Source organism: Phormidium sp. FACHB-592, assembly GCF_014695795.1.
Classification (GTDB): domain Bacteria; phylum Cyanobacteriota; class Cyanobacteriia; order Leptolyngbyales; family Leptolyngbyaceae; genus Stenomitos.
In genome coordinates, this window is the sequence record NZ_JACJOZ010000089.1 from 61,135 (window position 1) to 73,220 (window position 12,086).

The window sequence follows — 12,086 nt, forward strand, 5'->3', positions numbered from 1 at the left end:
AAATAGTAAGGGGAGATCCTTGGTTCTAACACTAGCCTGAGCACTCCTCTTCTCAGCCACTTCACCGATCTCCCGAAGATACGCCTCTGCTGCCACCTGTTTAAACACCCCCTCGGTGTAGAGCTGAAACACCCGGTCACTCTTGATCCCCATCAACTCCCTGAACAGTGGATCAACCCCTCTCCGGGTCACCTCCGTACCAAACGTATGCCGAAATCGGTGAGGATGAATCCCTTCCACCCCCGCAATCGCGCCTAGTTTCTTCACCATCCGGTGTAAGACCTTGATACCCCAACTGTTTCCCTGCACTTTTGGGGTCCTGTGCCAGAAACATTGGGCTGTCCATCCCCGGCTCAAACACCCCACCCTGCTGCCGTCGCCACTCCAGATAAGCCTCCAAATGCTGTTGTGCCTTCCGGCTCAATGGCACCTCAGACACCGTCTGTCCCTTCGAGCGCTGCACTTTAAGCATCTTGCCATTCCAGTGCTCCACATTGAGCGCAGACACCTCTGATGCCCGGAGACCATAACTGAGTACTGCAACGATTGCCCGATCGCGCATCGCTGTCTGCTCGTCTAATTCCAGCACCTGCCAGATCTGAGCCAGATCCTCCCCATCAATATGGTTCGTCTCCGGTTCCGGTTGCCGCTCCAAGTCGATCGCGTCAGTCGGCAACGGCTTGTTCATGGGATAACCACTACTTCGTCACAGCCATCCATAAAACCCCTTGAGTGTATTGAGCGCATGATTAACAGAAGTCGCCTTCAACCCCTTGAGCTTCAGCTCGCGTCGATACTTGCTGATATCACTGGGTGCCACCTCCAGCCAGGACTTGCCACACCAGGCAGCAAATCGCACCAACTGACTTCGATAAACCCGCTGAGTATTATCTGACTATCCGGCCACTCTACAGGAATGGCTCAAATACTACCGCGAAGGAGTCCTCGATGAGTTGCTCAAGAGCCGACTGCGTTCAGGTCGTCCCCAGACGGTGCCTCCGTAGGCAGTAACTGCTTTACAAAAACGCTTGCAAGAACCGCAAGGATTTGATGAGTATCAAGCGATCTGTGATTGGTTGGAGAGCCAGTTAGGGGTGAAGGCAAACTACAAAACCGTGCATCAATTGGTGCATTACTGGCTGCAAGCAGCACCCCAAGTGCCGCGCCCTGTCAGTATTGAGCAACCAGCAGAGCAAATGGAGACATATAAAAAAACTTCGCTCAGAACCTAGCCATGCTGGTGTGGGTAGCGCTCACCGTTCTGGGTTGGAGTGGCAAGATTCGCTTTGCCTATGCCTTTAGTCCCGCTTGTAAGCAATATCCTCTTGTCAGATAACTTACTGGCCTTAGTTCGGGTCGTTGCCATTAGCCTAAGATGCTCATTTAGATAACAGATTATGAAGTGTCTGCGTTTGATGTTTGCTTACAACTTTGAAAACAGTAGATTTAACCCTTCGGTCATCGTGGGATGCGTCAGAACTCCATCGCGTAGAACGGTATAGGGCATCTGAGCTTGCATTACTATCTGTACGGTTGAAATCATCTCACCTGCTTCATTACACAAGAGTGAACAACCGAGAATTCTACCTGTCTCAGTGTCTACGATCGCCTTCAGCAGTCCATCAGTTTGCCCCAATGTTCGTGCTCTAGGAATTGCTGAAGCATCCAGTTTTGCCACGCGAGGGGCATAGCCTTGTTGCCTTGCTTCAGTTTCAGTCAAGCCCACATGAGCTAATTCTGGATCGATAAAAAGACAGGATGGAATCAAGCGATCGCGTGTACTGCGGTTGCCACCATCAATCAGATTTGCTTTGATGATGCGGTAATCGTCGAGTGATACATGAGTATATTGTGGTCCTCCATTGATATCGCCTAAAGCCCAGATTCCGGGTATGTTGGTTTCCAGATGGTCGTTGACTGGAATAAACCCACGAGCATCAGTTGCTACACCAGTCGCCGCTAGATTGAGCGTATCAGTGGTAGGCACACGCCCAACGGCAACGAGCAGATGTGAACCCTGAAGAGTTATTGTCTGATCAGCGACTTGAATTTGTAGCTTAGTCACATTACCAGCGCGATCAACTCTTAACACCTTTGCCTTCAGTAAGAATTCAATCCCGTCTTGTTCTAAAAGTGCTTGAACGGCGATCGCAATATCGGGGTCTTGCTGTGAGAGGATTTGCTCACTTTGTCCAATGACGGTGACGCGAGAGCCAAAGCGCCGGAACATTTGAGCAAATTCCAGCCCAATATAGCCGCTACCCAGCACAATCAAATGTTCGGGTAAGTGTTCTAGCTCCATGATTGACTCACTCGTCAAAAAACCAGCTTCTTTGAGTCCAGGCACTGATGGAATTGATGGTCTTGTGCCTGTATTGATAAAGAAACGTTCTGCGGTGAGGTGCCGAGTAGTGTCTTTAGCCGTTGTCACTTCGATGGTTTTGGGTGCAACAAATCGTGCCGTTCCAATAATCAGTTCATGCCCCAAAGCAGTTTCTAGATTGTGCAAATTTATGTCACGCATGGATTGCACAACTGTTCGTTTGCGTTGAATCACTGCTGCTAAATCAACAGTAAGCGCATTAGCGTTAACTCCATAAGCCACACTATTTCGCACTGTATTCGCAACGTAAGCGCTCGCAACCATTGTTTTGGTGGGAATGCAGGCGAGATTGATGCACCCACCACCAATCATGGTTAAGCTACGTTCAACCAGAGCTGTTTTTCGTCCATCAGCAACTAGCGCTGGTGCAAGTGTTTTACCTGCTTTGCCGCCCCCGATGATAATGTCGTCGTAGTATTCAGTGTTCATGACCTCTTCCCTGTGTTGGGTATTACGCCATTGCTGCTATAACGTCGTCTGTAGACAAAACGGCATTGGCAATGTACCCAAAGTTGATCAGTGCCGCTTTGTAGCCGTCGCCCAGCTCTGGATGCCGAGGTGCAGCCGTGGCATCTTTGACGACGAGCACCTCGAAGCCTTGCTCGATTAAGTCGCGCAGGTGAGCTTCAACACAGATGTTGGCTAGCATTCCAAGCAAAATAACTTTACTGATATTGCGCTTACGCAGTTGCAAAACGAGGTCGTTGCTTTGTGGTCCATAGGCTTTATGGGGGCTGACCACGATCGTCTTACCGTCTTCAATGAAGGGCTTATAGCGATCGAGCCAGTCAGCACCAGACCCTAAGAAACCATCAAGGCTCAATGCACCCCTGCGATCGAACTCTTTAGACTCCAGCATCATCCGCTCCACCGTTCCGGCAAAGTTCCAGCCATAGTCGGTAGGGTAGTAATAGTGGGGGGAGATAAAAACCTCAAAGCCAGTCTGCTTCGCGGTTTTGAAGACTCGCTCGATATTCTCAACGGTCTTGTTTTCCTTAACGCTGTCGCTCACCAAAGCCCAGGAAACGCCTGTTTCATTCAGGACATCATTTTGCGGATCGATAACGACTACAGCGGTGTCATTCTTGTTGATGTTCATTGTTTTTCTTGCCTATTTGTTATGTTCACGCTTCTGCTTGTTAAAACGACCTAACACGTGCAGCATTTCTTCAGTGATCCAGTCTGAATTGAAGGACGCAAAGAAACTAGCCGCTCTCCAATGGGATGCAAAACAGTTGCGAAAAGACGAGTTCCATACATCTGCGCTGCGTTTATGCTTTTCTAATTAGGAGCGGCGGCATGTTCAATGACCTTAACAACGGCATCTGGATGGGAAATCATCACTACATGGGACGCGCCATTTACGACGATCGTCTCCTTTGAGTTAGCACGCTTCGCCATGAAAGATTGCACCGCTGCTGGAATGTTTAAGTCGCGACTGCCATAGATAAACCAGGACGGGGTAGACTTCCATGCAGGCGCACCGGAGGCTTCATTTAGCGCAGCTTCTGTGATCGGTCGCTGAGTGCTAGCCATCAGCTTTGTGTCTGCAACGGGCACATCCGCCGCAAACTGCGCGTGGAACTTGTCCTGCTGAATGTAGAGATCTTTGCCGCCATCAGTCAAGGCGACCGGCGGTGCGAGTGTCGGACCAAGCGTGCTACCCGGATAACGCCCTGAGAGTTCAGCGGCAGTTTCGCCCGTATCAGGAGCAAAACCAGCAACGTAAACCAATGCCTTCACGTTCTTATTGTCATTGACCGCATTGGTAATCACTGCACCGCCATAGGAGTGCCCAACTAGCACGATGGAACCCTTGATACCATTAAGTACGCTGGAAACATAGTTCGCGTCGCTCTCGACTCCGCGCAGGGGATTGGCTACAGCAGTTGTTGGATAACCTTTGGCGATCAGCTTTGTCAAGACACTGTTCCAACTGGAAGACTCGGCGAATGCGCCGTGGACAAGGACAATAGTGGGCTTGCTATCTTGTGCGTTTGCAGTGTTCAGGGTAACCCCCAAAGAAGTGATGATAGTGGTTCCTAAAAAGAGTGCGACGATCAAAAGCAGGCGAATACCCTTTCTGAAGGTGAGCATGTTCATGTTGTGGTCTCCTTATATGTTTGTTTATCTCGTTGAACAGGGAAAGGGCAGTTTCCACACCGATTCAATTGGATACAATACTCTTCGCCCAGCCGTCGCTCCATTAAGCAGAAACCTTTCCCTACCTGAGGTGCAACTGGAAGAAGTCGGCGGTTCGACTATTGGACAGGGCGGCTGCATCCTTGTCGTAGTGGATGCCACGATGTCGAGCAAAAGCGTGTTTGCAACCTGGGTAGGTAAACACCTGAGCAATTGCATTGTCCTTTAGCGCTTCGATGATATCTTTTTGCGCTTCTTTGGAGATGTACTCATCTTCCTCGCCCAGATGAACCAGCAGCGGATTTTTGATGTTGTTTGCTTCGTCCAGATGCTCCTCCATACTGCCGCCGTAGTAAACGACAGAGGCATCAGCACCCTTGCGCGCCGTTGTGATAAAGCTCAGCAGTCCGCCCAGACAGTAGCCCATCAAACCAACTTTTCCATTTGCACCGGGCAGCGATCGCGCCATCTCCATCGTGGCAGCGATGTCTGCGATACCAGCGTTATAATCAAAGGCTGTGTAGAAGGCAAAGCCCTTTTTCCATTCAGCCTCGGATTGATCTGACATATCAACACCTGGCTCCATCCGCCAGAACAAGTCTGGACTCACTGCGATATATCCCTGCAAAGCGAGTTCGTCACAAGTGTCTCGGATGTCAGCATTGACCCCAAAAATTTCCTGAATGACGACGATCGCTGGTGCTGGTAGGACATCCGGACGCGCCACATAAGACTGAAAAATTCCGTCATGGGTATCCACGGTGATGTATTTGCTCATGCGTTTCCCCTTGTGATGATCCTTTTCGCGCCGACCGAATTGTCTCAAAAGCGGTTTGATCCAAATCAACGCAGACCACCTGTGATGTACAGCGTTTCGCCAGTGATCCAGGCTGAGTCGGAAGACGCGAAGAAGACAGCCGCAGGTGCAATGTCCTGCGGCTGTCCGATGCGACCCAGCGGAGTTTGCGCTTCAACCTGTCCGCGAAAATTACCAAGAGAGATTCCCGCTGTGTGCGTACCTTCCGTTTCCACCACGCCGGGATTGATGGAGTTGACACGGATGTTACGTGAACCGAGCTCTTTGGCTAATGACTTCGTTACGGCATCGACAGCCGCTTTGGTTGCACTATAGACCGAGCTGGTAGCAGGCGCGAGGGTACTAACGAGCGAACTAATATTGATAATGCTGCCACCCTCCGAACCGAAGTACTTTACACCTTGTTGGGAAGTGAGGATTAATCCCAGCACATTGAGATCAAAGTGCTTGTGGAAGTGCTCTTCCGTGATGTCTTCAAGTGGGACATTTTCATACATTCCGGCATTGTTAACTAGGATATCGAGACTGCCGAATACCTGTTGCGTCTTGGCAAAAAGCTGTTCGACCTCTGCTCTTTTGGAAACATCTGCCTGGACGGCGATTGCCTTCCCACCTGCGCTGTTAATTTCATCAACCACGCGATCGGCTCCTTCTGTACTCGATGCATAGTTAACGACTACGGCTGCGCCTTCGGCTGCCAGATGTAGGGCGATCGCAGCACCGATTCCTTTGGATGCACCTGTCACAACTGCAATTTTTCCGTCTAGTTTATTCATGGTTGCGAATTCTATGGTGGTTGGGGTTAAAGCAGTCAACCGTAACGGGTGTGATTAGATTTGCGTACCATCTTTGGTCGTGATGTGTTTATGGGACTCCTAAGTTGAATGGGTTGATCATTTTCTAGTCCGTATCCGGTTTGGACAATACAGCAACCACATCCTCAGTCGGCGATTGATAATCATTAAATACTAGTGATTAATCAATCACCTTCTTTGAGGATCTGCCTTGTTTACAACGATGGATCGCCCTATCTAGCAACAGCCATCTGGAGCGTTCTCAACCGCTTTCAGAGCGCTTCAAACCTGAGCCATACCGCCATCGACAAACAGCTCAATACCGTTGACAAAGCTGCTGTCATCTGAGGCAAGAAAGACAACGGCTTTGGCAATTTCATCGGTCGTGCCGACTCGTCCCAGAGGGATAGTGGCGGCTTGGCCGTCCACGAATTCCTGCACCTGCTCATCGCTCAGTCCTATGAGATTGTAGCCAGGAGTCGGAACCACGCCAGGACTAATGGCGTTAACCCGGATCTTGCGATCCTTGAGGTCGAGTATCCAATTCCGGGCAAACGATCGCACAGCGGCTTTGGTAGCACTGTAAACGCTAAAGGCTGGGGTACCCATAGTAGTAGTAGTCGAGGCGTTTAGAATAATGGAAGCGCCCTCTGGTAAAAGCGGCAGTGCCTTTTGGACGGTGAACAGTAGACCTTTGACATTCGTGTTGAACGTTTTATCAAAGTGTTCTTCAGTGATTGAGCCGAGTGGGGCGAGTTCTCCACCGCCAGCATTGGCGAAGATGACATCGAGGTGTCCTTGCTCTTGCTTAATCGTGGCGAATAGGCGATCGAGGTCTTCCATCTTGGAGGCATCACTCTGCACACCCGTAACGTTTTTACTGATCTCTTTTACAGCAACATCCAGTTCAGGTTGGCGACGACCCGTGATGAAGACATAGGCACCTTCAGCAACAAAGTGCTTAGCAGTGGCAAGACCGATGCCGCTAGTTCCGCCGGTGACAAGAGCGACTTTTCCTTCTAGTTTGTTCATGATAAGTCCTGTAGTTGTTTGTGATGGTTGCTAATTCACAGCCCCGTTTAAGCATGGCTGTGGTCATGATGAGGATGAGCTATTGGATGTTCGGGATAGCTTATCCTTCCATTGATCAGGCAGGAACAGGTTGCAGTCGTGATGTGAGAAATTGACGAATGTGGTTGGCGATCGTCTCTCCTTCCTCTTCCAAAGCAAAATGTCCGGTGTCAAGTAGATGAAACTCAACGTCATTCAGGTCACGCTGATAGGGATAAGCACCGTCGGCGGGGAAGATGTAGTCGTTCTTGCCCCAAACAATTAAAGCCGGTGGCTGATATTTGCGGAAATACTCTTGCCACTGTGGATATAACGGTGGGTTCGTACCATAGCTATAAAGCAACGCCAATTGAATCTCATCATTTCCGGGGCGATCGAGAAAGTGTTGATCCATGTTCCAAGTATCCGGGCTAATCGTTTCAAGATTGCGAACGCCGTTGGTATACTGCCACTTTGTTGCTTCCAGGGTGACAAGGTATTTGAGCTTGTCTGCATTCTCAGGCGATCGCTCTTGCCAGTACGCCTTAATCGGTTCCCAAAATTCGCGTAGACCTTCCTCATAAGCATTTCCATTTTGGACAATCAAGGCTTGCACCCTCTCTGGATACTTAGCAGCAAGGCGATAGCCAATCGGAGCACCATAATCCATCACATAAAGGCTGTATTTTTTAAGATCGATCGCAGCAATAAACTTCTCCATGATCTCAGCCAGGTGATCAAAGGTGTAATCAAACGTATCCGCACTTGGCATCGAACTGTTGCCGTAGCCAGGATAATCAGGGGCAACCAGATGGAATTTATCGGCAATTGCAGGAATCAGGTTACGGAACATGTGAGAGGAGGTTGGAAAACCGTGCAGCAGCAGAATTGTTGGATTACTGCGAGAACCAGCTTCCCGATAAAAAATATCTAAACCATCGATCGAAACGGTGCGAAACGTAGTCATACTGCTACTCCTTGCGACTGTATAAGTGGTGAAATTGTGGTGTAAAAGCGAAACACCTACCGCTGAAAGTAATCGCGCCAACTTTTAGGTAAAGCTTCCAGTTGAGCAGCGCGGTGAAGTAACTCTTGATTGCCTTCTGCATTAATATAAAGTTGAGTGATATCGGCAACAGTGATATTGTTTTCATCCCGGTTCACTAACTCTAAAGTGTCCCCCGCCCCGACTTCGCCCTCTTGTAACACACGGAAGTAAAAGCCAGTGCGGCGACTGGCGAGAAAGCGTTTCACCATATCCGGTCGTCCAAACCGAATACCAAGTTTGTAACAGGGCATACGCGGCTGGCTCACCATTAATTCCACATCACCGATCTGGAAACGATCGCCAATGTTCAGGTCTTCTTCTCGTAGCCCAGTGGTTGTGAAATTTTCACCAAAGATGCCCGGTGTTAACTCTGTATGGGGTAACTCATCCTGCCAGTAATCGTAATGCTCGAACGGATAAACATAGACTGCTTTGTCTGCTCCGCCATGAACAGTAAGATCAGCCTGTCCATCGCCGTCTAAATTAAGCGAGCGCACCATCACGCGATCGCTAACTGGCGCTTTGAAAATTCCGGTGCTAACGGTTTTCCCTTTCCAGGTCACTTCATGCGGTAGCCCGACATTAACAGAGACAATTTTCATCTCTAGCTCCAAAGTCTTAGATGACATTTCTTGTCATCGATTTGTTGTTTTCTGCAGAAGGATGGCAGATCATAACTCCTTCTTTCTAAACGTTGGCATTGGGATCACTGCCCATTGCTCAAACCATGACCGTGGAGGGTAGATCTCCGGGCGCACCCAAAATTTCATCGCCAATCTCAGCAGAAAGACGCTCAAACAGCGCCATGTCCGCTGGTTCTGCTTCATCCAGCGTCCCCACTGCTGCAATCAATCGAGCAAAGGCACTGGGCGCAGCGACGACTAATCCGCGGGCTGGTTTATCGCCGAGCGCAGCAACAACGTGAGGAATACAGGGAGCAATCAGAAAACTTTCACCTGCATTCAGCACAACCTTGTTCTCACCCGCCCAAACCGTGAACTCCCCATCCAATACATAAAGTTGTTCAGAATAGCGTGTGTGGCGGTGAGGAGGCGTTTGTGAGCCAGGTGGAAAGTAGCCTTCGATCAGATCATACTGCCCTCCAGTTGTGGTGTGATCGGCAACAATGTTAAGGCGAGAGCCAAAGAGCCAGAGAGTTTGTGTCACGAGATTACTCCTGTTGATAAACAATTTGTGGAATCAAGAGTTAGTTTGTAATTGCTGAAGCTATTTGCTGTGAAACGCGACCTGTAGCTTTAACTAAATCCGCTGCTTTTTCACCGATCATGATGGTTGGTGCATTGGTATTTCCTGTCGTGATTGTTGGCATGATGGAGGCATCCACAACCCGCAATCCCTCAATTCCATGTACTCGCAGTTCAGGATCGACCACTGCCATTGGGTCAGTGCCCATTTTGCAGGTACCGACGGGATGATACACCGTATCGCAAACTTCCCGAACGTAAGCTTCGAGTGCTGCATCGCTCTGCTTGTCGGCACCGGGAGCGACTTCCTCACCGCGAAACTCATCAAAATTGCTTGCATGAAACAAATCACGGAGTAATTTAATCCCGGTAACGAGCTTTTGTACATCGGCTTCGCTTTTAAGGTAGTTCAGCCGAATTATTGGTGCACATTGGGGATCGGGAGAGCGCAAACTGACACTGCCAATGTTTTGCGGATGGGTCAAACAGACTAAACTCGTGAATCCTGCACCAGCGTAAGCATAAGCAGGTGGTGCTAACACCACGGGACCGAAGAGAAACTGTAAATCTGGCGTAGCATTCACGTTGCCTTGAGTATGCAACAACAAACCAGCTTCAGCGATACTACTGGTGCTTGCCGCGTGTAAAGCTTGAGTTGCCTGATATACCACATGCACAATCGGGTGATCTTGCAGGTTTTGACCCACACCTGGCAAATCAACCACGACCGGAATTCCCATTGCTTGCAGGTGTTCTGCATTCCCAATACCAGAGAGCATAAGCAGTTTAGGCGAATCGAACGCGCCAGTACTTAAAATCACTTCGGAGTTGACCCTGACCTGTTGCAATGCGCCCTCGTGCAGATATTCCACTCCAACAGCGCGGTTACCCTCAAACAACAAGCGAGTGACCAGCGCTCCTGTTGTTACAGTCAAATTGCGACGCTCGAGAATGGGCAGCAGGAAGGCAGCAGCAGCACTGTGTCGTTTTCCCTCCTTGATGGTTAACTGATAAAGTCCCACCCCTTCCTGTTGCTTGCCATTAACATCAGGGTTGTGGTCATAGCCCAACGCGATCGCTGCATCTACAAAGCGTTGGGATACTACAGCAGGCGCAATGTGATCGGTGACGCTTAACTCTCCATTAACCCCGTGAAATTCGGACGCGCCTCGCTGTTGATGCTCCGATTTCTTGAAGTATGGCAAAACATCCTGGTAACTCCAACCAAGATTCCCCAACGCCTGCCAATGGTCATAATCATGAGGGTTACCCCGCATATAAATCATGAAATTAATCGCACTGCTACCCCCCAGAACTTTGCCACGGGGACAAAAGATTTTGCGGTTATTCAAGTAGGGTTCTGGTTCTGAGAAATAAGCCCAGTCCACTTCAGAACCTAATAAACTAAGACATTCTGCCGGGATGTGGATTTCTGGTTTCGTATCTGGGTTGCCCGCTTCGAGTAACAACACAGTTGTTTCACTATCCTCGGTCAAACGGTTAGCGATCACGCAACCTGCTGAACCTGCACCAATGACAACGTAGTCGTATTGAGTCATGACAAGGTTATATCCTCTGTTTTGATCAGCTAGATCGGACTACCCAGTTCAATTAAAATGCCGTCTAAATCACGTATATAGCCAACTGTTTGCCCCCACGGCTTGACTTGAGGAGCGGCAACCTCTACAGCACCTGCTGCTACAGCCTGTTCAAAGGCGGCGGCTACATCCTCTGTGACAAAACCAATCTCAATGCCAGCAGGCAACTTCGACAAGCTATTTTCTTGAAATCCCTGTGGTAGGTTAGCGTTCGCAAATTCATTAGTAGCAAAAGCAAGGGCGGTTCCACCGGTATCCATTTCAGCGTATTGCTTGCTTTCATCAATGAACCGTTGCTTTAGACCAAAGGCACGTTCATAAAACGCGATCGCTTGGGTAACGTCTTTGACATAGAGAATTGTGTAGGAAAATTTCAATGTTTTTTGCTCCTTTTCAGAGAACCAAACTTTATAGAGAAATCAATGACTTGCAGCAATAATGGCTGCTATCAATTGCTCCTTGCTCCAGGACTTGCGATAGCGAATGCCATTAATAAACAGTGCTGGCGCTGATGTAACTCCACTGTTTAATCCACTTTCGGTGTCTTGATTAATGCGATCAACGTGTACTCGATGAGATAAATCTTGGAGAAATTGAGAAATATCGAGACCTAAAATATCGGCATACTCAACGAGATAGCCGTCTCCCAATGCTTGTGAATGGGTAAATAGCATGTCGTGCATCTGCCAAAACCGACCTTGTGCTGCTGCTGCTGCTGCTGCTTGTGCTGCCTTTTGTGCTTGAGGATAAGTTGAATTCTGGACAAAGTGACGGAACACGACACAGATCCAATTTTTCTTAGGAAAGCCGACATCGAAATGTTGCTGAATTGCCTGAATCAACTGATGCACTTTCTTACATTGGGGACATGAGTAATTCCCATATTCCACAAGCATGACTGGGGCATTGAGCATCCCCTGATAGTGATCGCGTTGAGAAGGCGGAGCAAAGAGTTGCTTAGGATGGTTCTCTTGATTCATCGGACACTCTGGCAAAAAGGGATTTCTCATAGCATCAAGGGATTGCCATGACTCCTATCCGTAATTCCT

14 protein-coding genes are annotated in these 12,086 nt (G+C 49.1%); 1 reads left to right on the plus strand and 13 read right to left on the minus strand.

What is annotated here, in order from left to right:
• Nucleotides 1-172: 172 nt before the first annotated feature.
• Nucleotides 173-688 carry a tyrosine-type recombinase/integrase gene (locus tag H6F86_RS31735; RefSeq protein ID WP_199305488.1) on the minus strand — a complete coding sequence of 172 codons (516 nt, stop codon included), beginning with the start codon at nt 686-688 and terminating at the stop codon, nt 173-175.
• Between the two features lie 340 nt (nt 689-1,028).
• Here H6F86_RS31735 and H6F86_RS25075 point away from each other — a divergent pair, with 340 nt between their 5' ends.
• Complete coding sequence (locus H6F86_RS25075) at nt 1,029-1,232, plus strand: hypothetical protein (protein WP_190452451.1); 204 nt, start codon at nt 1,029-1,031, stop codon at nt 1,230-1,232.
• A gap of 191 nt (nt 1,233-1,423) precedes the next feature.
• Here the strand turns inward: H6F86_RS25075 and H6F86_RS25080 are convergent, their stop codons facing one another.
• The 12 genes from H6F86_RS25080 to H6F86_RS25135 form a co-directional block, all read right to left on the minus strand.
• The gene (locus tag H6F86_RS25080; protein WP_190452453.1) at nt 1,424-2,812 is read right to left on the minus strand and encodes a mercuric reductase; all 1,389 of its coding nucleotides are present in this window, start codon (nt 2,810-2,812) and stop codon (nt 1,424-1,426) included.
• A gap of 22 nt (nt 2,813-2,834) precedes the next feature.
• Nucleotides 2,835-3,482, minus strand: coding sequence for a cysteine hydrolase (locus H6F86_RS25085; RefSeq protein WP_190452455.1), 648 nt, complete (start codon nt 3,480-3,482; stop codon nt 2,835-2,837).
• Between the two features lie 182 nt (nt 3,483-3,664).
• Nucleotides 3,665-4,486, minus strand: a complete 822-nt coding sequence (locus H6F86_RS25090) for an alpha/beta hydrolase (protein ID WP_190452458.1) — start codon at nt 4,484-4,486, stop codon at nt 3,665-3,667.
• A 121-nt stretch (nt 4,487-4,607) separates the two neighbouring features.
• A complete protein-coding gene (locus H6F86_RS25095) occupies nt 4,608-5,303 on the minus strand; it encodes a dienelactone hydrolase family protein (protein ID WP_190452459.1) in 696 nt (231 codons plus the stop codon).
• A 65-nt stretch (nt 5,304-5,368) separates the two neighbouring features.
• The gene (locus H6F86_RS25100; RefSeq protein WP_190452461.1) at nt 5,369-6,118 is read right to left on the minus strand and encodes a glucose 1-dehydrogenase; all 750 of its coding nucleotides are present in this window, start codon (nt 6,116-6,118) and stop codon (nt 5,369-5,371) included.
• Nucleotides 6,119-6,418: 300 nt separating this feature from the next.
• Nucleotides 6,419-7,168: an SDR family oxidoreductase gene (locus H6F86_RS25105; RefSeq protein WP_190452463.1), complete on the minus strand. Its 750-nt coding sequence runs from the start codon at nt 7,166-7,168 to the stop codon at nt 6,419-6,421.
• Nucleotides 7,169-7,283: 115 nt separating this feature from the next.
• Nucleotides 7,284-8,153, minus strand: coding sequence for an alpha/beta hydrolase (locus tag H6F86_RS25110; protein WP_190452465.1), 870 nt, complete (start codon nt 8,151-8,153; stop codon nt 7,284-7,286).
• 56 nt (nt 8,154-8,209) lie between these two features.
• A complete protein-coding gene (locus H6F86_RS25115) occupies nt 8,210-8,836 on the minus strand; it encodes an MOSC domain-containing protein (RefSeq protein WP_190452467.1) in 627 nt (208 codons plus the stop codon).
• 118 nt (nt 8,837-8,954) lie between these two features.
• Nucleotides 8,955-9,401, minus strand: coding sequence for a cupin domain-containing protein (locus H6F86_RS25120; RefSeq protein WP_190452469.1), 447 nt, complete (start codon nt 9,399-9,401; stop codon nt 8,955-8,957).
• A 40-nt stretch (nt 9,402-9,441) separates the two neighbouring features.
• Nucleotides 9,442-10,998 (minus strand): GMC family oxidoreductase N-terminal domain-containing protein, encoded by a 1,557-nt coding sequence (locus H6F86_RS25125; protein WP_190452471.1) that lies wholly within the window; start codon nt 10,996-10,998, stop codon nt 9,442-9,444.
• 29 nt (nt 10,999-11,027) lie between these two features.
• Nucleotides 11,028-11,414: a VOC family protein gene (locus tag H6F86_RS25130; RefSeq protein WP_190452473.1), complete on the minus strand. Its 387-nt coding sequence runs from the start codon at nt 11,412-11,414 to the stop codon at nt 11,028-11,030.
• A gap of 42 nt (nt 11,415-11,456) precedes the next feature.
• Nucleotides 11,457-12,047, minus strand: coding sequence for a DsbA family protein (locus H6F86_RS25135; RefSeq protein WP_242033683.1), 591 nt, complete (start codon nt 12,045-12,047; stop codon nt 11,457-11,459).
• Nucleotides 12,048-12,086 lie beyond the last annotated feature (39 nt).